The sequence below is a fragment of the uncultured Sunxiuqinia sp. genome (genome assembly GCF_947495665.1).
In the GTDB taxonomy this organism is placed as follows: Bacteria; Bacteroidota; Bacteroidia; order Bacteroidales; family Prolixibacteraceae; genus Sunxiuqinia; species Sunxiuqinia rutila.
In genome coordinates this window covers 31,232-56,292 of the sequence record NZ_CANLZV010000012.1, presented here as the reverse complement: position 1 = coordinate 56,292, position 25,061 = coordinate 31,232, and the positions used below count along the sequence as shown (strand labels likewise).

11 protein-coding genes are annotated in these 25,061 nt (G+C 40.2%); 3 read left to right on the top strand and 8 right to left on the bottom strand.

Going from position 1 to position 25,061, the window contains the following annotated elements:
• Positions 1–24: 24 nt before the first annotated feature.
• From Q1A18_RS14140 to Q1A18_RS14105, 8 genes are all read right to left on the bottom strand, one after another.
• Entirely contained in the window at positions 25–1,710 is a 1,686-nt protein-coding gene (locus Q1A18_RS14140; RefSeq protein ID WP_299581724.1) for a DUF5018 domain-containing protein, read from the bottom strand.
• A gap of 279 nt (positions 1,711–1,989) precedes the next feature.
• A complete protein-coding gene (locus tag Q1A18_RS14135) occupies positions 1,990–3,690 on the bottom strand; it encodes an SUMF1/EgtB/PvdO family nonheme iron enzyme (protein WP_299581720.1) in 1,701 nt (566 codons plus the stop codon).
• A 59-nt stretch (positions 3,691–3,749) separates the two neighbouring features.
• The gene (locus Q1A18_RS14130) at positions 3,750–5,426 is read right to left on the bottom strand and encodes a RagB/SusD family nutrient uptake outer membrane protein (protein WP_299581717.1); all 1,677 of its coding nucleotides are present in this window, start codon (positions 5,424–5,426) and stop codon (positions 3,750–3,752) included.
• Positions 5,427–5,437: 11 nt separating this feature from the next.
• Positions 5,438–8,413 carry a SusC/RagA family TonB-linked outer membrane protein gene (locus Q1A18_RS14125; protein WP_299581714.1) on the bottom strand — a complete coding sequence of 992 codons (2,976 nt, stop codon included), beginning with the start codon at positions 8,411–8,413 and terminating at the stop codon, positions 5,438–5,440.
• Positions 8,414–8,432: 19 nt separating this feature from the next.
• On the bottom strand, positions 8,433–10,454 hold the full coding sequence (locus Q1A18_RS14120; RefSeq protein WP_299581711.1) for a RagB/SusD family nutrient uptake outer membrane protein: 2,022 nt from the start codon (positions 10,452–10,454) through the stop codon (positions 8,433–8,435).
• Between the two features lie 31 nt (positions 10,455–10,485).
• Positions 10,486–13,680 carry a TonB-dependent receptor gene (locus Q1A18_RS14115; RefSeq protein ID WP_299581708.1) on the bottom strand — a complete coding sequence of 1,065 codons (3,195 nt, stop codon included), beginning with the start codon at positions 13,678–13,680 and terminating at the stop codon, positions 10,486–10,488.
• 705 nt (positions 13,681–14,385) lie between these two features.
• Positions 14,386–16,761 carry a glycoside hydrolase N-terminal domain-containing protein gene (locus tag Q1A18_RS14110; RefSeq protein WP_299581706.1) on the bottom strand — a complete coding sequence of 792 codons (2,376 nt, stop codon included), beginning with the start codon at positions 16,759–16,761 and terminating at the stop codon, positions 14,386–14,388.
• A 4-nt stretch (positions 16,762–16,765) separates the two neighbouring features.
• Positions 16,766–18,784, bottom strand: a complete 2,019-nt coding sequence (locus Q1A18_RS14105; protein WP_299581703.1) for a glycoside hydrolase family 2 TIM barrel-domain containing protein — start codon at positions 18,782–18,784, stop codon at positions 16,766–16,768.
• Positions 18,785–19,214: 430 nt separating this feature from the next.
• Here Q1A18_RS14105 and Q1A18_RS14100 point away from each other — a divergent pair, with 430 nt between their 5' ends.
• From Q1A18_RS14100 to Q1A18_RS14095, 3 genes are all read left to right on the top strand, one after another.
• Positions 19,215–23,249 carry a two-component regulator propeller domain-containing protein gene (locus tag Q1A18_RS14100; protein ID WP_299581700.1) on the top strand — a complete coding sequence of 1,345 codons (4,035 nt, stop codon included), beginning with the start codon at positions 19,215–19,217 and terminating at the stop codon, positions 23,247–23,249.
• A gap of 258 nt (positions 23,250–23,507) precedes the next feature.
• Entirely contained in the window at positions 23,508–23,636 is a 129-nt protein-coding gene (locus tag Q1A18_RS19130; RefSeq protein ID WP_363322893.1) for a transposase, read from the top strand.
• Between the two features lie 216 nt (positions 23,637–23,852).
• Complete coding sequence (locus tag Q1A18_RS14095; protein WP_299581697.1) at positions 23,853–25,028, top strand: GIY-YIG nuclease family protein; 1,176 nt, start codon at positions 23,853–23,855, stop codon at positions 25,026–25,028.
• The last annotated feature ends 33 nt before the right edge of the window (positions 25,029–25,061 follow it).

The window sequence follows — 25,061 nt, the reverse complement described above, 5'->3', positions numbered from 1 at the left end:
CCTACCATAATCGCCATAGCACTGCTAGTTTGCAGGCTGAAGACTATTCATCCAATAATTAAAAGTCCGCCCGTATTTATTCATCGATGTTATCTTCAGCACATATTCGGCACATTTAGTGTCAATATACCGGAGCTCATCCAAAACGTATACTGTTCCCATTGGGTTATAAGGCTTGTTGTAATCGTTGCGGTCCTTATCCGGAGCCCACTCGGTATTCACAAACTCCAGGTGAACATAATTCTCGGTATCCATCATATATGGTTCCCAGAACTTCACACAACTTTCGATGGAACTTCCTTTTTTGTTCTGCAACTGATAAAGCGCTGTGGCAGCTGCTTTATCTTTGTACATGCCAGCTGCCTTTAATATACGCGCATAAAAAAGCAGGTTGTATGAATGATAAGCAAACGCATCGCGGTTAACAAAGTCATGAGAAACACCATTTTCCAGAATATTGAGCTCAATGTGACTTTTCAAGTTATCCACAGAGGTATTATAGAGTGTTTCATCGTCTAATATCTGAGAAAAATAAAACAGGAAATTGATTCGTATCGTATTCCAGTTGTTTTCGAGCAGGTTGCCGGTAAAGCTCAATTGCTTATAATAGTCAGCCCGCTTACGTATCCAGCCATCAATTGCGACACGATCCTGCTCACCAATGTGTTGTCTTATTACCGAGTAAGCTTCATACAAAGGAGTTATTAACGATTCACGCGGAGTATGCTCGGTGGGCTCATTAATACTCGCCCATGCTTTTATTAAAGCGGTTGCTTTTTGAAGGTATAAACCGGCTTGTTCACTTTTTTTATCCATGAACATCCAATCAACTGCAATGGCGTAAATATTTTGGGCATTTTCCTTTGCAGTTGCCTGGTTTTCCTGGGTTAATTGTTGTACGGCGTATGGTTCACTTGTCATGGCGGCATTGGCCACTTCTGTAATCCATTTGTTAAACGCGCTCCTCGCTGCACCTGATTCTTCCAGCTCTTTCACCGCGGCATTGTACATCTCCAAATCAGCCACTAAGTTTGACAAGTAAGGCATTACTGCATTGACAATGATGGTATACTTATTATTTGTCACACCATCCTGCGCGGTAACGGTAAATTCAACAGGAGATGAAAAATCCTGTGGACCTTGCGGTGAATAGGTAGCCTTGGCAGACACCTCCAATTCAGGCGTCAAACGGGTTAAATCAGCACCGGCAGGCATTGTTACATATATTGTACTTCCATCTTTTACAATTTCAACAGCCTCGCTAAGCTGAAAAGATACCAGGTTGCACAACTCGCTGTTTGAGATAGTAAAACTCACTGAACTATTGGCAATTGATGTTATCTCTGAACCAGCGATCAGTTGGACCTCTCCTTTAGTCATCTGCGCATCACCCAGCTGAAATTTTTTTGCCAGAACAGTTTGCCCTTTCTGAAAGGTTATCGTCTTTTCAAAATCATTGAAATAATTCGAAATATCTACACCATCACCATCGCTAATGGCAATAGAAATTGGGATATCCAATTTTGCGGGTGTACCATACACCGAGCTAAACACTACTTCGAGACTATCTCCGGAAACAAGACTCTTTTCTTCCAGAGCCATTTTTAAAGGAATCGCAGCAATCGGCTTGTCCTTTTCCAAAATCTCATCTTGACCACATGCAGCGATAAAGCAAGCTGCGATAACTACTACCCATACAAGATATTTCATAATTTCTCTACTTAAAAAAACAACTACACTAGTTATTTCTATTAACAATATTGACTAGCTAACGAATAAACCATCTTATAATCAGTTCGATTCTTATCTGCCCCCATTGAGGATTCACAAACTCCAGATCAATGCTTTCTCATTTATTCTATAAAGTATTCAATAACAAGCTATCCATAACCTTTTCCCGACCAACACAATATTCATGAGTATTTGATCGAATCATAAAGAAATAAGAGTTGGTATCCCTCAAAATACCAACCCTTATAGATAAACATTCTACTTATTACGAACAATTCTAAATCCAATCGACATATGGTTTGGATTAACGCCAAACGCCTTACCGCGTTCCCACAATTCCATCTCACCATCTGTTGGACGAGTCCAATAGGCTCCTCCGCGAGTCACTTTATCAGTACCCGCTTCAGGCCCCATAGGATCTGTAGTTGGGTTTGCTGGATGCTCACCGCCAGACCAATCCCAACACCATTCTCTCACATTACCCAACATATCGTAAATACCTAGCTCGTTGGCTTTAAAGTTTGCACCAGGATGTGGTTCTCCCCAGTTATTATAAACTTTTGTCGCATTAGCTTGTACCCATCCAAGCTCTGTTGCCACATCACCACCTGGATAAATGTATCCAAGAGATTGGTTTCCTCCACGTGCTATGAATTCCCATTCTGCTTCAGTTGGCAAACGGTAACCTTTACCGTTAGGATCATTGATGGTTACAGTTGCTGAAGAAATACGACCAGTTGCCTCAGTCACTACATCTGATATTGTATAATATGGTTCTAAGCCATGCTCAATACTCAGCTTATTAGTAAAGTCACAAGCATCAAACCATGACAAGCAAGTCATAGGAATAGTTGGTCCGGCAGGTTTCCATCTCCAGCCTTGAACACTGGCTCTGTCTTCGCCTAATAAATTACCATACTCTCCCCACGTAATCTCTAAAGTACTTACAAATAGATCTTTAGAAATAGTAGCTTCAAACATAGAGGCTCCTCCGGCTCCCATCGTAAAGGTGCCTCCTTCAACAAATACCATTAGCGGCGTAACTGCTTTTTCAACAATGTTTACGCTATATTCCTGCGTTGTCACTCCATCTTCAGCGGTTACCGTATAAGTGTCTCCCACTTTTTCATATGTGGCTCCATAGGCAACTGTCAGTGAACCGGTCAACTCAGCAGCATTGGTTCCTGTTGGCACATTTACATTGATTACCCGGTTAGCCTGATCGATAACAGCAGGGTAATTACCAAGTATGAATGATTCGATAACAGCTTTATCATTTTTAGCATACTTAACAGAAACGGTGTATCCCTTTTTAGTTTCACCATCTTGCGCTGTAATGGTATACTCAACCGGAGATGAAAAATCCTGCTTACCTTCCGGTGAATATGTTGCATCGAGCGATACTTCCAACACTGGCTCCAAAGCTGTCAGATCAGCACCGTATACCATGTATACCAAAACAGTGCGATCTTCCTGGTTAATCTCGGCCTCTCTGCCATCAAGAAGAAAAGAGTTCAGGTTACACGATGGATTATTGGTAATCGTTAAAGGAATCTTTTCGCTAGTAATAGTGTTCGTTTCACAACTGGCACCCAGCTCCACATTAATTTTAGCCATTTTAAGTTTACTGACTGAATAGTTTTTAGTAAGTGATTTCTCACCTCTTGGAAAAACAACCGTTTCAATAAACCCCAGAAAGTGCTGAGAAGCATCTTCTCCGTTTGCATTGCTTACCGACAGTGTAATTTCAATGTCTTTACCGGCAACAGCGTCTTCCTCAACATCGAAAACAATACTTAGGCTGTCACCCGAAACCAGTACATCATTCTTCACTGTCATTTTTAAGGCAACATCTTCCTTTTCCTGACTATTATGCAATATATCTTCTTTGTTACATCCGTAGATAAAAGCCACTGCAGCAATGGTCAATATCCATATATAGCTTAATTTTTTCTTCATAATTAAACTTTTTAAAATTTTGTAATACAGATACAGAGATAGCTCTGCACCTGTAATTTTTACCAATTTTTACCTGGTTTCAAATTTGGATTAATATTCAACTCACTTTGATTTATCGGATAGAAGTAATATTTATCCTCCCATAGACGAGTGCTATTATCTACTTCTTTTGTGTAGATAAATGAACCATCAACTGCTTTCTCAATCTTCATTGTTTTTATCGCAACGGTAGCATCTCCAATCATCCAGCGTCGAACATCCCAGAAACGGTGATCTTCAAAAGCCAACTCTACCATGCGCTCTTTTCGATACTGAGCGGTAAAATCCTCCAGAGATAAAGCATTTGAAATAACATCGATGGTTAAGCCTTTGCGTGTGCGCACCTTATTAATCGCATCAACAGCTGAAAGCGGCAAGTCAGCATCAGTACCTGACACACCATTGATTTGGCTGGCTGCTTCTGCATAATTCAAATACACTTCCCCTAAACGAAACAGGATCCAAACCATTTTATGCTGTGTGGTACCAACCGGATTAAGGTTGGTGTTTTTCATCGCATATTTTTTCAGGTAATAGCCGGTTGGAGTGGCACCTTTGTTTGGCAAACCATCTTTTCCGCCAAAGAAAATATCCATGGTTTCGTTATAGGCCCATTCCGACTGATTGACCACCACGGTTTGTTGCAGACGCTGATCGCGATTAGCATATGGATTGGCCGGATCGTAAGTAAAGCCAGATTGCATGTCGTAAGCATCGACCAGGTTCTGTGTCGGACAATTACCTGTTTTTCCACCTTCTACTGAAATCGGAAAATTTTCTCGCTCAAACGAGTTTGTTGCACCTTTCATGATATTAGCTATAACTTCAGGGCATTTTGCATGTGTATCGCCTTCTGAGTTCCACAAATCCGAGTACTCGATAGAAGACAAGCTAACACCGTTGGCTTCCATTGTGTTAATGATGGATAACGAAGCCAAGCCAGACGAACGTAACAGATCCAGGTCATAAGTACCATTGTTGTGTAAGGGGCTGGCTGCATATAACAGTACGCGTGCTTCCAAGGCCTTTGCAAACAACCTTGTAACACGACCGGTTTGTTTACTATACTCATTAACATCATAGGTATCGGGCAGATAATCAGAACAAGTATGACTCTCGCTGGCAATCCATTCCAACACTTTTTTGGCATCAGTTTGCGACACACTATTAACTTCCTCCTTGTTAAGCACATCAGTAACCAAAGGCACATTGCCATAGCGTTTAACCAATTCGAAGTAAAAGTAAGCACGCAGGGCTCTTACTTCCCATTTCAGATTTTTAAAGTTGGTATACAATCTTTCATAATCCTCATTGTACAGATACTCTTCAAACTCCTTATCTGCCGCTTTTTCAAGAAAGTTGTTACACACAAAGATGCCCTGGTAAAAATGGCCCCATTGATCATCGACCGTATTAAAAGACGACCAACTGCCATTATAGTATTTATGAATATAACTTGCAGGCCAGGCATACTGCGATTCATCGCAACCAGAAGAACGCATGGCCGATCCAAAATTATCCTGTAAATAAGTGTAACAGTTTAAACCTGCGGAGGTGGCTCGCTGCAGATTACTAAATGCCAACTCTTCATTGAGAGTATCTGTTTCGCTATACTCCAGGAAGTCGTTGCAGGCAGTAAACGTCAACATCACTGCACTAAGCAGTAATACTATTTTGTGTTTATATTTATTTTTCATACTTCAGTCTATTAGAAATTGATCTTCACTCCAAGATTAACAGAACTATACACTGGGAAATTAAGCCCAAAGGCCTCAGCATCACCAACTCTCATTTTATCGATCGAAAACAGGTTATAGCCCCTGGCAAAGACTGTGGCGTTGCCCAGCTTTACACGTTCAACCCATTGTTTTGGCAGTGTATAGTAAATCTCGGCTGTCCTAAGTTTTAGATAGGATAAATCTTGCAACCAAATAGTTGAGGCCACATTATTGTTTTCATTTAGCGCGTTTGTTAAACGTGGGTACAATGCATCCTGATTTGTCTCAGTCCAGCGATTATCGTAATAATGCTGCGATATATTCTTATTATTAACCAACGGACGGTAAATACCATCTGCTTGCATGATGGCACTGTGGTTAGCGGTTCCCTGGAACAGAAGATTGATACCTAGCTTACGATACTCAACATTCAAATCCAATGAAAAATACATTTCGGGTACAATTGAATTATTGCCAATAGCAATTCTATCGTATTGGTCGATAATGCCATTATCATCCTGATCCTTGTATTTTATATCTCCGGGCTGCACTTCTGAGAAAGTTTGAACAGGACTATTATCAATATCAGCCTGATCTTTGAAAAAACCTATCGATTCGTAACCAAAGATCTGACCAACCGGATGTCCGGTAGCCCTGTTAAAATCATTCTTCCATACTTGCTCGTTGTTATTAATTATTTCACTTCTTGTAAAAGTGAAATGTCCCATCGCCGAATATTTAAGGTCACCTTTTGCGCCTGTATATCCTAATCCTAACTCAACGCCTTTGTAAGCATATTCTGCACTGTTCGTCATGCCCGGGGCAATACCAATGACTGATGAAACAATATTCTTGCTTTCAATCAATTGGTCATACTTCTTAATGTCAAACACATCAACACTCACATTCATACCACCGAAGAATGTACCTTCAGCACCAACATTGACACTTCGGGTTTTAGGATAAGTAAGATTAACCACTGGTAAGCTACCGGGCTCAATAGTACCCACTCCCTGGAAGTTTCCAAATAAATAGCTTTTACCTGTTTGATAGTATACTTTGTACAGATCAAAGTTCATGTTATCACTTCCGGTAATACCCCAGGAAGCATTTACTTTCAGGTAATCAATGGACTCGCTGTTTTTAGCAAAGTCTTCTTGCGAAACAACCCATCCGGCAGAAATGGCAGGGAAATAGCCCCACTTTCTACGGGGGTTCAACACGTTAGAAGAGCCAACTGAGAATGTAGCATCCAGCAAATATTTATTATCATAGCCATACGAAGCATACAAGACATTATTTACCCGGTTAAACATTTTGTGCTGCCCGTAACCGGAATAACTCGATATCTCAAAGATATATCCACCACCTACGGTTGACTTGTTAAACATGCGTTTGTAATCGAGCTGTCCCTGACCGGTAAGTTTTCTCCACTGATCGATGGTGCCTGCATTCCACTCCTGAAAGTTGGTCATGCGCTCTCCAATCAGGTTATATTCAAGATCAGTTGGGTTACCATCATTATCAAATACAGGCGTAATTGTCTCTGTTTGGTAAGTTCTATACTTTTTCTCTCTAATAACAGAATAAGAGTCCATACCAAACCTGGCACTAGCATTCAGACCTTTGGTAATCGCATCAAGGTTTTGCTTAATATTTATATTGGCATAAAGAGTACGCGTATGAAACCTTGTAAAACCGGCTGTCGATAATTCAGCAACCGGATTGGTTTTCCAGGTTGTGCTGGCTCCCCAATTACCATTTTCGGTTTTAATTGGAAATGCTCCGGCAGGTGTATTATAAATACTTTTCATCAGGTCCGATTCACTTAGCATTCCCCGGCTGTTCTCCTGTAGCTTACCCAGCATGTTAATTGTCAACAGTGTATTTCTTGATATGTTGACATCTACATTGGTGCGTACATTCAGGTTTGAATATTTGAACTGGTTCGGGATTGAAGGATCAGGCGCGTCGAGCTTAATAAAACTTTCATCAGTATCATAGGCAACCGCCCCATAGAAACGAGTTATGCCATTACCGCCTCTAACTTGTACATTGTAGGAGTTAGAGTGAGCTACATCCTTAAATAGCTCATTGGCCCAGTTTACATTGCTATAAATTCCGGGCTGACTTCCATCTCTGTAGGCATTAAGCTGATACTGGTTGAATTCAGGTGCTAACCCATCATTGGCTAATGCTTCGTTCATGGCACTCGCATAGGTGAAAGCATCAACCATTGGAATAGTTGACTTGGCAAACTTAACCCCATGGTCGTATTTAAGATCAATCTCCATGGTATTGTATTTACCTTTTTTGGTATTTACCAACAAAACACCATTTGCTCCACGCATGCCATAAATAGCTTGCGATGCTGCGTCTTTTAACAAGGTTACTGACTCAATTTCCTCCACGGTCAGTCCATCAAGATCACGTTCGAAACCATCCACCAAGACCAAAGGATGTCCTAAACCGCGATAGTTCAATCTAGCCTGGTTTTCGGCAACCGTTCCACTTTTCTGTAACACACTAAGCCCCAACAACTCGCCAAACAATGCATTGGACGCATTCACTTTTGAGTCGTTCTTCTCCAGATCTTCTGCAAATACAGTATGAGCAGATGCTGCAGTGTTTTTTGTTGCGTTAATTAAATCATAACCACGGTTCACCGGGCTCGTTTCCAAGCCCATAGCAATCACAAGGCTATCCGATAATATTACTGACTTAGAAAAATTATCAGCTGAATTAATAACTGCTTCAGAATTTTCTGTGGCAGCAATAGTATACTCACCATTCCTGTCAGTAGTCGCTTTAACATCAGGATACTGCACCAAATAAATCAATGCTCCTGAAACTGGTTTTCCTTTTGCATCCAACACACGGCCCGTCAGTTCGTCTGCATTGGCATACTTTTGAACTGCAAATACAAGGAAAAGCCCAATAATAAATTTAAAATATCTTGTCTTCATAAATTCAACTTTTTACTGCTTACCAGCCTGGGTTTTGAGTTAAACCATAGCTCTTATTTAATTCAGTTGTTGGGAAAGCTGACAAATACCATTTAGGCTCCCACATCGACCCGTGTGCATCTTTATTGATAGCAGTTTCGGCATCACCAGGATAAATTTTAATAATTTGTTCTTTACCAGACTCGCCATCCTGAACAAAGCGCTTTCTTATCTGGAATTCATTAAATACAAATGAGACATTATCATCTACTATTGTACCGTCATATTTTTTATATCTCCATATTAATAAGCCAGACAAACGCTTTTTGAAGTCTTCGGCACAACGCCAGCGGATTAAATCGTAGAAACGTACATCCTCAAGCGCTAATTCACATTTTCTTTCTCTCAAGATTTCTTTTAATAAAAACTCATCAGCTGGTGCCGCCACACTGAAATCAGGATGTGTTACATCAATGGCACTTCGTGTTGGATTGGCTTCCAACAAGCCCTTAAGTCCAACGCGGGCACGCACTGCATCCACCCATGGATAAGCTTCACCTGAACGGCCAACCATTGTCAGTGCCTCTGCATAGCTTAGATAAATCTCAGCTATTCGTAATTCAGGCCAATGGATTGTACGACCATCATATTCTCCAGCAAAGTCAAGCGTGAACTTATAATTTGTAAAGCCTGATGCCGCCAACCCTTTGTCCGTCTTAACCTGCGATCCATCTTCTTTATCGCCACGGTGAGATCCCCCCATATACCCTTCAAACAATCTCCCGTTATGGTAGGTCTTACCGGTTATGTTACTTACTTCATACAGGCGAGGGTCGCGATCAGCGAAAGGATCAACATATGTACCATTGTCCAAGGCCATCTGCTGTTCCGCGTTGGTCCTTTTCCATGGCATATCTGCTTCCAGGAAAGGTGTTCCATCTGCTTTTGGATAGGCATTCAATCCGGTTAATGTCGGTAACATACCATTCCAACGTACCCATATGGTTGGGAAATAATAATAATCCCATTTAGAAGGTGATTTATCAGCTCTTCGCACTGAGATAAGCATTCCGGGGTTACTTCTGTTGTAATAGCCTTCGCGATAGCCTTCACGATATGATTGCAGATCAGTACCTGTAGGCTGATTCAGGTAGTATGTACCTGTGTTTGGCGCAATACCTCCATTAAGTGTAAAGAAATCTTCGCAAGCCTTCACCACATCTTGCCAGCGACTGGCATCATAACTACCATAGGTTGTTTGCAAGTTGCTAACCGATTCGTTTCCAGATGTATTCCAAGTATCTGAAGAATTAAACAACGGACTAGCAGCAAACAGCAACACCCTTACCTTTAATCCCTTTGCTCCAGCAGCTGTAAATCTGCCCGCCCATGCTCCTATCTCATCATTACTCAACTGCCAGGGAAGAGCACTTGCCGCTTCATCACACAAATTGGTAATAAAACTTACAGTTTCCTCTACGGTAGCACGTTCAATATTAGTATCATCAGCAGGCTGATATGCCTTTTTCAACAATGGTAGACCTCCAAAATGACGAAACATATTCGCATAATGGCTTGCGATTATCATCTTGGCCTCTCCAACTAGCCTTTCTTTCTCTCCTTGCTCGAAATTTGGTACTTTATCAACATTTTCAATAAAAGTATAGGCATAACGTATTCCTTTCCATCTCTCGGGTTTTGTATAATATCCTTTTGAGTCATTATATTCCCTTGATGGATTCATTTGACCAGAATAATAAACCGATGTTCCACGCGACTGATTCAAAAAACTCTCGTAATCATCTCCTAAAGAGTTTAATCCTTCCAGATTATGAAAATAGGTAGTCCTATCGGTTAAGCCATAATACAGTGTAGCATATGCATTCCATAGCACACCTTTAGCACTAACCGCATCACTAAATACGGTATCAATCGAAATATCTCCACTGGGTTTTTTTACCAGAAAGTCATCTCCTACTTCAAATTCATCAACACACGATGTTGCAAACAAGCCGGCAACAATGGCACCAACAAACAGCAATCTATATATTATTGTTTTCATTTTACAAACATTTTTATCTGTTAATTACTACCTAGAAACTAAGGTTAACCCCAAGGTTGTATACAGCCATTACCGGATAAGCAGGATTTAGTGCTGTTGTGCGAGATTCCGGATCCAGTACTTTCAATTTATCAAATGTCAACACATTTTGTCCGGCAACGAAAACGTTAAACTTACTAATCCCCAGACCCTTTATAAACTGAGACTGAATATCATAACCTATACGGAAGTTCTTCAATCTGATATAGCTGGCATCTCGAATCCAAAGATCAGAGACCATGCTATTATTTGGCAATGAACTCATTGAAGCACGTGGCAACGTAGCTGTCTCTGCTGTCTCTGGTGTCCATCGGTTATCAAACTGCTCTTGCATTAATGAGCGGTTACCTGTAGGTCCTAATGGCTCGCGGTAGGCACCTGCCAACACACGTGAAACACCGGTAGCACCATTCCATTGCATGGAAAAGGATAAGTTTTTCCACTCAAAACCCATATTTAAACCTGCTGTAAAGCGTGGGTTGTTTGTGTTACCAATAGCAACCATATCATTGCTATCAATAGCGCCATCACCATTAATATCCTCATACACACAGTCTCCTTCTGCTATAGAAGGCTGCACTTCTTTAGCATCTACTCCGTTGTTATTAAGCATACCTTCCTGGTAGAATCCAATAAATTTATATCCGAATGGTTGACCCTCCTCATATCCTGTGCGCAAGGTCCAAGGATTTTCAGGATTTGGTACCTCGTCCATAAAGGTAACAATGCGCTTAGCATATGAACCATTAAAAGATACATTGTAAGAAACCTCATTAACACGTGATTTCCAACCGATATTAAATTCCCATCCGGTGATCTCTCTTGACCCCATGTTGACCTCTGGTGGTGTAAAGGCTACAAAAGTTGGGTAAGTCTGACGAGCAATTAAGATATCATCGCGTTCTTCATTAAAGTAATCTAAATAAATAGATAATTTACTGTCTAAGAATCGCATATCTACCCCGTAATTCTGCTTATGAGCCGTTTCCCATGTAGTAAATTCATCATGAATTTTACCTTCATTGTAACCACCATACCACGTTCCCCCTGATACATCTCCAAATCGATAGCCACCAGATGAAGTCCATGAATTAGGAACGTATCCAAATCGATATCTGTAATCATTGTATCGCCGGTCTTTACCAACAATACCATATGAAGCACGTAGTTTCAGGTAATTAATAATATTATTATCTTTCAGAAAGTCTTCTTCAGTTACAGCCCAACCAACAGAGACAGAAGGGAACGTTCCATAACGGCGATCGCTATGAAAGTTCTCAGAACCATTATACCCCACACTTAAATCGACCATGTAACGGGTGTCGTAATCATAGGTGATACGTCCTACCAAACCCACATAACCAGCCGGCAAATCCTGATTAACTGCATTTGCAGGATAATAAATACGCCTGGCATTATACATAGCTAAGGCCGATAGATTATGCCCACCAAAGCTTCGTTTAAAGTTTAGGGCTGCTTCGGTATAAAAATCACGCCCTTTACCAACACCAGTGTTGAACTCAGTTTGTCCATCATCACCATCTTTAATCAGAATTACTTGTTCGCCTTCCTCTTCAGTATATGGTACATCTTGCAGCCATGGAATGTCTTTTCGCAACCAAGGTGTGTACCTGGGGCGTTGCGTCTTAAAGGTCTTCCATTGCTCATACGCACTATTATAAGAACCTTTAACACTTAACTCCAACCCCTTAGTGACAAAGTCGAGCTTCTGCCTCAGATTAAAGTCCAAGTTTAAAGCATTTTTAGATTTAGACGTGGTTCCCCGCCCCGTAAAATCCATGGCGCTGCTGGCAAGTGGTACATACACCTCTGTGTTGCCCAAAATAACTTTACCATCCACTATTCCGGCACCACCAAGAGGATTCGCTTCTTTAAATGAGCGGAAAAATTCACCATCTTTGTAAGCATTGGGTTCGTTGCGATTTTCTAGACGGGCACCAATGTTTACCGACATGGTAGTACTCGATGTAATCTCAAAATCGAGGTTGCTTCTTAAATTGTAACGTCGGTAGGTAAAGTTTCCGTTAGATTCAAGCTCATCATTTCCATTAAAAATACCATTCTGGCTAAGCATTCCCATAGAAGTAAAATATTTAACTCTTTTTGAGCCTCCACTTACATTCATATTATGCTGATGCTGAATTGCATAATCATCAAAAAACATCTCCTGCCAATCTGTATCGGGATATAATAATGCATTTCTGTTAGGATCATCATATTGAGCCAATGTTTCCTCAGAATAGGTAGGTGACTGCCCATCATTTGAGTTGGCTTCATTCACATAAGTCATAAAGTCTTTGGCATTCACATATTTACCTAAGCTGGTTGGTACCTGTGCCCCAACTGACGAGTTTACATGAATTTTAGCAGACCCTTCCTGCCCTCGTCGGGTGGTTATTAAAATCACCCCGTTGGCTCCTCGCACTCCAAACACAGCTGTTGAAGATGCATCTTTTAATACAGTTACATTGGCAATTTCGTTCGGATCAATTTGAGAGAATGATCTTTCAACACCATCTACTAACACTAAAGGATTCGCTTCACCACGGATATAAATTTGCGCGGCATCTGAACCTGGCTGACCTGAATACTGTACAGCTGACACTCCCGTCATGTTACCGGCCAGCATATTGCTAACCGAAGCAACAGGCATTCTTCCCAACTCTTCAGTATCCATTGATGAGATAGCTCCCGTGATAGTCACTTTCTTTTGAGTACCATACGCGATAACAGCTACTTCGTCAAGCGCTGTTACTGAACTAACCAGGACACAATTGATAACCACCTGATCACCAATTACAACCTCCTTAGTTTCCATTCCGATAAATGAGAATACTAAGATACCACCATTCTCCGGAATCTGAAGCTGATAGCTACCGTCTGTTTGTGTTACCGTACCAGTAGTCGTGCCCTTTAAAAACACGGTTACACCTGGCAGTGTTAGCCCTTGCCCATCTTTAACTACACCTGTCATTATTCGGCTAGGCTCTTGAAAAACCGTTCTATCAGTCTCACGTCCTGATTCCTTAAAACCATCACCGCTAGAATAATTAGCTATTACTGATGTATGGAATAAACTCCATCCCAAAAACAGTAAGCTAAACTTCAATTTATTGGAGACAAACTTTTTTAGTTGAGTCCAATAAACAACTTTGTTTTTTTTCATAAATGGTTGATTAGAATTACACTATTATAAAAAAAGAAAACCAAGCACCACTGTGCTTTCCTACAGTTTCCATTCTTTAAATTCAAACTTACATGAAGTACTCCTATGATTTTTGCACTTTTAAGTTTAGTTCTGAGACACATGCTGCACATTTTCACTATTGTTTCGCAAATGCAACATCCTCGACGGCAGCATTTAACTTTTTTTAGAATTTTAAAGTTTCAAAAAGATTCTTCTTGTTGCCATTAAGTTTTTCGGTGCTCACCGGAAAAATGGAGAATAATACCAACTTTAGAAACGCCACTCGAGAACACATTGGCACAGATATAGATAATGAAAGAAAAGCGCGCTCATTTAAGTTATTCAATAGCTTATGGATGTTGTACAAAGGTATCACAATAGCTTTTCATAAAAGCCGCACTACGGCGTTAGGATTTATCATACAGACGACATTCAGCATATCCATCTAAAGCTATGTCATTAATTCAATCTGAATCTCACAATTCAAATCGAACTCATGTTATTTATTTCCATAGTGATAAATACATGTACCTTGCCTGAAGCCCCAATAGACTTGACAAAATATACTAACAAGAAAACACCGATAATGAAAAATCCACACGATCAATGATCGTGTGGATTAGAAGTAATTCTATGTTTTTTGCAGTTATCTCGTTAAAATAAACCGCTTATTCAATGTTTCAACTATAAAAACACCACTTCTTTAGTTTCGCCGGCTTTCATATCAACCAGCACCTCCTTTGATTGATACACCAAAGAAACCTGTCCATCATTGAAAGCTTTTACCTGTACATTTGTGAGTTGACCTTCCGACCAGGCCATACCTATTTCATAATTCCCCCTTGCTTTGAGCCCACTCACAGCACCCTCTTGCCATTGTTGTGGTAATGCGGGCAATAAGCGAATGATACCTGGCTCATGCGACTGCAACAACATTTCGGCTATTCCGGCCGTAATACCAAGGTTACCATCTATTTGGAAAATACGCGGTGGGTGCAAGTCAAACAGGTTATTGGTCATTTGCTCTTTTAGCAGTGCATTGATATGCTTATACGATTCATCACCATCAAACAGACGCGCATAAAAATTCACCATCCAGGCACGGCTCCAACCTGTTTGACCACCACCAAATGACAACCGCCTCTCTAAGGTTTTGCGAGCAGCAGCAAATAGTTCGGGTTTTGAAGGATTGATTTGAGTGGATGGGTGCAAGCCATATAGATGCGAGATGTGTCTATGCCCGGGCTGAGCTTCGTCATAATCCTGAATCCATTCCATGATGGTGCCATTGGCACCAATGTTAATCTCAGGCAGCTTAAGCAGTACTGACTTTATCTCAACTGTGAGGTTAGATTGACCAAGCAACCGCTCAGCTTCCAAACAACTGCTCAATACATCACGAATAATCTGAATATCTACAGAAGAAGCGACTGTGTTGGACAACACCTTACCCGTTTTAGGATCGATGTATTCATTTTCAGGCGAATAAGACGGAGCTGTTACTAACAGACCGTTTTCGTCCTCTTGAAGAAAGTCCATGATGAAACGGGCTGAACCATTTAGCATTGGGTAAACCGTTTCGCGTAAATACTGTTCATCGCGGGTAAACTGATAATGCCTCCACAGTGTCTGTGTCATCCAAGCTCCTGCCAAAGGAAAGCTATATCCGACACTTATCTGATAAAAAGCATTTGAAGCAGAAGGCGTAGTTCTTCCGAATACATTACTGGTTGCATGAAACATCCAACCTTCAGAACCGATAAACTCCCTGGCCGTTTCCTTTCCTTTAGCCGCCAGTTGGGTTAAGTATTCAGATAACGGTCTGACAGTTTCAGGGAGATTACAAATATCGGCTGGCCAGTAGTTCATTTGCAAATTAATGTTCATATGGTAATCCGACTCCCAAGCCGCCCACATATCCTTATTCCAAATACCCTGAAGATTAGCCGGCAAGTTGGCTTTGCCTCCCGAACTGGTTATTAACATGTATCGTCCGTATTGAAATAATAATTGCTGCAAATACACATCGTCGTCCCCAGCTTTTAAAGCATCCAGGCGCTTGTCTGTAGGAATGGTATCCACTACCATCTTAGCCAGATCCAGGTTCACGCGCTTATATAATTCCGAATGAACTTTCACATGGGCCTCTTTCAATTCGGCATACGTGAATGTCTCAGCCTTTTCAATGTCCTCTACAACTTTTTTTGAGGCATCAATGGATTCTTCAAAATTAAGCACGGCCAAATTGTAATTAGTGGCGGCACCAAACAGGATGGTAAATGACGAAGTCTCTTTTATCTGACAAGCCTCATCGTTACGAACAATTTCAGAACCATCAGCAATTATTTTGGCACGGCCTGCAAATTTCATGTGGTAGCCACCTTTTCCGGATCCTCCAACATTATCATCATAACCGTCAGGATCATCAAAGATCTGACCTTGAATAACAATACCGTCCACTACAGCTTTTGTTCGCACATCTTTTTTACGGCTAAACGCCACTTCGGCATTTACTTTCTGACCGTCCAAACTTTTAAAATGATAAACCAACACATCGTGCTCCATCGATACAAAGGTTTCTCTACGGAAGCGTTTTCCCTCTATCTCATATTCTACAGTAGCAACGCCTGTGCTTAAGTCAATTTCACGGCGATAATTCTGCCCATCTGAGTGGTCAAAGCCTATATACAGGTCACCAAATGGCTCGTATGACCTAAAGCCAGTTGGATTAGTAACCAGATACTTACTCGCATATTCATATGCTTGTTCAAACTTTCCGTCCAAGTTTAGTTTCTGAAAGTGCTTATAGTGTTTCTGTACATCCTCCGGATAGGGCTGTTCAGGGCATCCGGCCCACAAACTTTCCTCATTTAGCTGCAAATGCTCGCGATTTATACCCCCATGCACCATAGCACCTATGCGTCCATTACCAATTGGCAAGGCCTCAAACCACTCTTTTGCCGGCTGCTTGTACCAGAGCTTTTCAGTAAAATCCTGTGGTTGCTCACAAGCCAATAATGCCAATACACCCAAGGCAAACAGTAAAACTCTCCTCTTCATCTATTTAATTATTAATCTGCAAATTAATGTAAATCTTATCTATTAATTCTTTTCCCGCTTTGGCGATTATTTCGTTCATGCCAGGCTCTAAGGTCACCTCGAAATAGAAACGTGCATAATCACCGGTGGCTTTACCTACTTTCTTTCCATTTATCCATAGCTCCACTCGCTTTTGATTGGAATACACTTTAATGGTTTGTGCTGCTTTTGTCCGATTAGCAATGCGTCGTTCGGCCACGTAAACCATTGGTTCGGTCTGGTTCCAATTAGCTTTATAAAAGAAGAAAGCGTCTTTTCTATCTTTCCGGTCAAAAGTCACCAAGCCTTTGTCATTCTTCCCCGGAACTTCCCCTTCGGTGCGATGCGCTCCTCCAAAATCAAACAGATTCCAAATGAATGTTCCCCATAGGAAAGGACGTTGATCGATAGCTACCCAATGGCCTTCATGAAAATGCGTTTGCCAGTTTTCCGGGTGCCAGAAACTATTGGGAGCAGGCTGAATTAGTTCTTCCTGCTGGTGATACAAGCTTGCTCCGGCACCATACTCACTCACTCCAATAGGTGTTGAAGGCATTTGCTTGTGTTGATTATCGGCCCAGGTTCCAATAGAAGAGGGGTTTCCGCCGTACCAGCCATAATACTTGTTCCAGGCAATAATGTCTGTAATTGTATTTAAAGCACCTCCCTGATTACTTGCAGCCACAGTTATTCGCGACGAATCCTCGGAATGAGAGAGTGCATGCAGCTCCTTAATGTACTCAACAGGATTATCTCCTTGTTCCTTCAGCTCATTAAACAAACCCCACATAACAATCGAAGGATGGTTGATTTGCTGACGTATCATTTCCAGCAGTTGCTGCTTACCATTTTCTTTAAAAGAAGCCTGATTTACAAATCCTTTATCGCGATACCCTCCCGGACCGACAAAAGGAATTTCACTCCAAACGACAAAACCTTTCTCATCCAACAACCGGTACACTTGCGGATCTTGCGGATAATGAGACAAGCGCACAGCATTGGCCCCGATCTCTTCCATAATGGCGATGTCTTCGGCATGGTGCAAGTAGGATACGGCATTCCCCAGCTCTGGTCTGTCCTGATGCCGACACACACCTTTTAGCTGTAAATGCTCACCATTCAAAAAGAAGCCCTTATCAGGATCAACATGGAAAAAACGCAAACCCAATGGTTGAACAACCTCATCCACAACGTTTCCCTGCTTAATCAACTGCGTTCGCACGGTATACAAATAGGGATCTTTACGCCCATTCCATAAGCGCGGTGCCTGCATCTCGAAAGGAATAACTACTTCGCCAGTTTGGTTCTTACCTGGAGATACAGAAACAGACTTGTTGAGTATGATCTTACCGCTATGATCTTCAACGAACAAACGTACGACAGACTCTGAATACCCCAATGTTTTAACGACTGCATTTACCCGGGCTTTGCTTGATGACACTTCCTGCTGATGAAGGTAAACTCCTTTAGAGCCATAGTCCAGCAACGATATTAGATCGGTATCGGTTATATACAGTTCTACATCGCGGTATATACCACCATACATATTAAAATCGCCTACCAAAGGCATGATATCAAGTTGCGGCGCATTATTGACACGAATCCAAAGCGTATTGTCCTCTCCATAATTGACTAAATCAGTTATTTCAAATGCAAAGGCCGTGTAACCACCACGATGCTCGCCTACATGTTTACCGTTGATAAACACATTAGCCACCGTATTGACCCCGAGAAAACGAACAAACAATCGCTTTCCTTTCCAGCTTTTTTCCACTTTAAGTGTCCGCTCGTAATTACCTAGTCCCCGATAATAATCAACATTGCCTCCCAATGCATCTTTGGTATTCCATGTGTGAGGCAGATTTATCTCGGTAAATACATTTTTTCGCACTTCATATCCATAAGTGAAACGCCACTTGTCATTAATTACCATCTGCTCTCGTTGTCCTGATGCTATTGCTATAAAACCAACAATTAACAACAGTAATAAAAAAGATTTCTTCATATCTATTGTGTTTATTCTTCTCTTACAGGGTCCTAAATAAAGACAAGGATTTCTTGCTTACATTTAATTGTCATCTCTACAACTTCTTTATTTTGCTCTTCTTTCATCTTCAAATTGATCAACATAACACCATCTGAATAGTTACGCAATAATCGTGGGTCTAGGTCTCTGCCTTCAACGCTATCAAATTGATTTGAATCAGAATAAGAATGCTCCTACATTATATCAGCTATTAATCCTCCACTCCATGTCAGCCCCCCTTCTAACGTTCTTCCTTTCAAATATAAATACAACATTAAGCTAACTTCTGCCACACATATTGCATATTCTTTCATGCATTATTCGCTAATGAGATAAATGCAGTTACCTTGCAACATATATATTAGTTCTTGTAGTTTAATTCATCTATTTTTGAGGCAAACATTTGCATATGAAAATCGTACTCATAATATTTCTGCTTTGTTTTTTTGGGCACGAAATGAATGGCAGTAACACTGATTTTACATTTCATCGCATATCACCACTTGGTGGATTTTCATCCGAATCGGTTAATGCAATTATTCAAGATCAAAATGATTTTATTTGGGTAGGAACCAATCATGGGCTACTCAAATACAGTATGCGGGATAAAAACAAGTTCAGCAACGAAGAACAGAAAAGTGACTGTCTTAAAAATGGTGCTATTAATTCCCTAGCCATTGACCTTGACGGACGAATATGGGTAGCTATCAGTGATAAAATATGCGTAATGGACAAAGCTACTCAGCTTTTTAGTCAATTTCACTACAATGATAAAGATGGCATAGTTAAAAACAAATATATACATCACATAGCGAGCGATCATCAAGGAAATATATGGATAGCAGATCAGGCTGGCATCGGTCGGCTTAATGCTGACAGTGGTTACCTAGAACGTCTGTCCATTGATAACAATGAAAGACCTGTATACTTCTATTTTGATTTACACAACAATATATGGATTGGCACTCAAGAAGGAAGTGTTTATAAAGCAGAATTTACAGACCTAAAACCAGAGTTATTTATCACTGCCCAAGGGAATAAGATAACTTCCATATATAGAGACAATAATCACATTTGGATAGGCTATATAAAAAATGGTCTCATCTCCTATTCAATGGATGGCACCCAAACAAAGAAGTTTGATTTTAATAAAGCGATGGGGGTTAATTATGATAGCTGGGATATTCGTAAAGTCATCAAGGATCGAAGTGGTGCATTCTGGATAGCAACCTACTATGGGCTGTTTATCCAGCAACCAGGACAGCAGCTATTATGGATTGACAGTGACAAGAATGAAGGACTGCCCAACTCCTCTATCTTTGAACTGTTTGAAGACAAACAAAATGGAATCTGGATCGGAACATGGGCCGGTGGCATTAGTTATTATCACTATGCCAATAATCAGTTTATCAACTATTCACATTCTAAAGATCCATCATCTATCAGTAATAATATGGTCAGTTGTTTTGCTCAGGATAGCAATGGAAAAATATTTGTTGGAACCGAAAGGGGAGGGCTCAACAGCTTTGATAAGCAACAAGGCACCTTTACAACAGTACCTCTCTCCAACGACCAAAATACCTACAATATTAAATACCAATGTTTTGATAGCTTCGACGGGCACTGGGTAGCAACAAAAGCAAACGGACTTTGGCATAAACCAGCGGGCTACAGCTCTTATACGCATTTTGATGCCGGTCCGGAAGATGGGAAGCATATTTCTTTCAATGAAGTTTATTCGCTTTTCCCGGTTGATTCAGGAGTATGGATAGGTACACACGGGGGAGGTCTCAACTTCTACCATCACAAAACCAAGAAAATTTCTTTTCAATCGTCAATATTCCCCAACGAAATACCAAACAACTCGCCGTTCATTAAATCCATCATTGTGGATTCCAACTCAAATATCTGGATAGGAACCGTGAGCGATATCAGGTGCATTCCGCTTAAACCTAATACTCCTATTAAAAAAAATGCACAAGCCGGGTTAAACAGATTAATCTACTCCATTACAGAACTCAAGAACGGAACAATCTGGATAGGAACTAAAACGGATCTCATTATTTATAATCCAAAAGATGACAAGTTTACCAGTTTCAATGCCAACAATCTATTAAACAACAATGCCGTTTATGGCGTTTTAGAAGACTTCAATCAACACATCTGGATTACAACCAATAATGGTCTGGTATTGTATAAACCAGAACACCAAACCGCAAGGCATTTTAAGACCTCAGACGGAATACAAGGCCTTTGGTTTAATCCACAATCGATATTTAAAGACCAAGATAACTTATTGTACTTTGGAGGCACTAATGGTTTCACTACTGTAAATACAGATAACATAAAAATTAATACCCGACCACCAAAGGTAATTATAAGCGATGCCATCATTAATAATGAGAAGCACTGCAATCTTTTCTATACCAACATGGACTCCGTTACCAATCAACTACGTCTTAAACCAAATGAAACCACCCTCCGCTTTAAATTCACTTCGGACAATTACTTATTACCCGAAAAAAACCGCTTCCAGTACCGGCTGGTCAATTTCTATGATGAGTGGATTGAAGCAGGCCAGGAGGCTTCAGCCATGTTCACCAACCTGAAATGGGGCTCATACATATTTGAAGTAAAAAGCTGTAATAATGATGGCATATGGTGCTTGGAGCCTGCACGTATACACATAACCATAACCAAACCGCTTTATGCAACAAACACAGCCTATATTACTTATTTACTACTTGTTGGCTCCATCCTGTTTTTCTTAATAAGAATATTAAAGGCACGGACAAAACTGAGAAATGACATCATTATACAGAAAATACAACACCAACAGGAAGAGGATATCAATGAACTGAAGCTAAGCTTTTTTACCAACGTATCGCATGAATTCAAGACCCCTCTGTCACTTATTTCAGGGCCTACCAAATCATTAATCGAAGCTGATAACTTAACAGATTCTCAGAGAGAGATGGTAGATATTATTCAGCGCAACTCAAAGCGGTTACTTATACTGATTAATCAAATCATCGACTTTCGTAAATTGGAAGAAGGAAAAGAGAAATTAAACCTTTTGACCGATGATGTCATTGGTTTTCTTAAAGAGCGAAGCTTGCATTTTTCTTTTGACATCCAATCGAAGTCCATTTCTTTTACGGAAAGCTACCCGGATAAACACATTAAAATGGAGTTTGATCCTGAAAAGCTAGATTACATTATTTTTAATTTGCTTTCGAACTCCTTTAAGTTCACAACCAACAACAAAAAAATTAGTCTTTCATTAAAAAAAGGTAAACACCAACCTCCAAAGGATGAGTATCAAAACCACACCAGTTTTGGCGAACTCCACACCGACGAAACTATATCTATTTTAATAGAAGATGAAGGTCCGGGAATAGATGCGCAAGACCTCAGGAAAGTATTCGACCGCTTTGAACAAGGCAAAGACTTACGCAAAAACAGTTCAGGCATTGGCCTTTCATTGTGTCGCGACTTTACGCTTATGCACAAAGGCTGCCTGCATGCATACAGCACACCGGGCAAAGGCAGCTGTTTTGTCGTTCAGCTACCGCTAAAGCAAGAGGGTGAAAACATATATTTTGAATCCTATAGCACAACTATTTCTCAGGATTTAGTAATTCATGAAGCTAAAGAAAAAAGTCAAAAATCAAATGCTATGGTTCTGATTGTGGAAGATAATCCGGACTTAAGAACATATATAAGCTCCGTACTAAAGCCACAGTACCAGACAAAAACAGCAGAAAATGGGAAAATTGCACTGGATATACTTCAATCAACAGCAGTGGATATAATTGTTTCGGATGTTATGATGCCTGAAATAGACGGATTCAAACTTTGCGCTAAAATAAAAAGCGACATGGCCACTTCTCATATACCGGTCATTCTCTTAACAGCCCTTTCATCAACAGAGAATCAGATTACAGGAATGCAATTGGGTGCTGATTCCTTTCTACCAAAACCGTTTGACGACGAGCTGTTACTAACTCAAATAAGCAACCTACTGGGACAGCGTGCTAAGCTTCGCAAATATTTTGGTCCTAAAATACCGGCTACTGAATCATCCGAGATGAATGGACTCGATAATTACTTCCTAAAAAAACTAAACAATATCATTGAAGAACACCTAAATAACGAAAAATTCGATATTGAGCTACTGACAAGTCTGATTGGCATTAGTCGCTCCCAACTGCATCGTAAGCTTAAAAATCTGACCGGCTATTCAACTTCTGAATACATTCGTATATATCGCTTGGAAAAAGCCATTAATTTACTTAAAACAAATCAATACAACATTGATGAAGCAGCTCATATAGTTGGGTTCTCTACTCACTCTTATTTTACCAGAAGTTTCAGAAAGCATTACAACCAAACACCCAAAGAGTACATAGCCAAACTAAACCAGATAGAAGATGATAGCTAGTCAATTCTCAAAACAAAACAAACCATTGATTGTCAGCAGGATTAATGAATGAAAATTCGTGATTTCAAGGTGTTAAATTGCAAGATTATTAGTATATCAGGGAAAAACCTTGCAGAAATTATGAAAGGGAGATTGCCTAATCAAGATCAAAAAAATTTATTCCGTCCCATACTCAAAGACATCATTAATCCTAAGCACGAACTGACAATATTTTGAAGAAAGCTTCAGTCCACTCTACTCTCATACAGGGCAGCCTAGGTGCCTATACGAACGATGGTTGGCTTACTTTTGTTAAAAAGGATTTACAACTCAGGAGATGAAACAGTCATGGCGCAATGGGTTCAGAATCGTTACTTACAATACTTTTGTGGGGAAGCAAAGTTTTAGTAGGAAGCACCGTGTGATCCATCTGACATGGTTCACTTCCGCAAACGCATTGCATGACAAGGGGCAGAAAAAATATTAGAGGCTTCCATTCGAACCAAAAGAGATGAGATTAAAGGCAGCAATGATGCACTGATTAAAACAAATAACAAACAATCAATCCCTCACGTAAGAATATCATATTTACTATTGCATTTGTCCCATTTAATAATGCCCCTCATGAGAGAGAAATGGACAGAGAGAAGACTTCATGATAAAGCGTTAATGTACCAACATCGAAATGACTTCAAAAAAGGCTCACCTAAAGCATATGATCGTGCACGGAAGTTGAAGTTACTGGATCAGATTTGCGGTCATATGGAAAAACAGAGAAAATCCTGGTCCGAAGAGAAAATCCAAAAAGAAGCTAACAAATACAATAGGCGTATTGATTTCCAAAAACAATCTTCAAAAGCCTATGATGCTGCAAGACATCACGGAATACTGGACAAGGTTTGTTGTCACATGATTCCGGAGCGAATTCAATGGAATACAGAACTAGCAAGAAACGAGGCCTTAAAATATGAATCAAAAGTCGAGTTTAAGAAAAATAGCTTGCAGGCATACCGTTATGCATGCAAAAATGGAATCATGAGAATGATTACTTCTCACATGAAGAACAAACGTAAAGAATGGAATGCAATTACTATCTCTAAAGAAGCATTAAAATACCGAACTTTAGGCGAATTTCAATCCAGCAATAGATCAGCCTATCAAGCAGCAAGAAATAAAAACATATTAGAAGAGGTCTGCTCACACATGAAAAAAGTTGCCAACCTAAAAGAGAGAAGTATCTATGTAATCTTCTTTCCTATTAAAAACTCATTCTACGTAGGTCTCACTTACAATTTTTCAAAACGGATCGCAATGCATAAAAACAACAGCTCAAACCAAGCAGTTCGAGAGCTAATGGCCCGGCATACTCCTTTCAAAGCAATTGAAATAATTAAAAATGTTCCAATGAACAAAGCAGGAAAACTTGAAGAGAAGTATCGAAAAGAATTCATAAATGAAGGCTACATTTGTTTAAACAAGAACAAAACAGGAGCATTGGGAGGTGCTAGAAGATTCTGGACGCCTAAAAAGATAGCTAAAGAAGCACAAAAATATACTATAAGAACTCAGTTTCGCGATGGTAGTCCAGGAGCATATAATGCAGCCTTGGACCTCAAAATTATTGATGATGTATGCTCACACATGATGACATTTATGAATAAATGGGATGAATCGTCCATCTTAAATAGAGCTCGAAGATTCACATCTACAAAAGAGTTAATAAGTAAAGAGTGGAATATTTACGTTGCAGCACAAAGAAGATCCATGCTGTCAAAAATTAAAGAACTGTATGGTGAATAATTCTCACACATAACTCAAATAAATCTAAAAAGT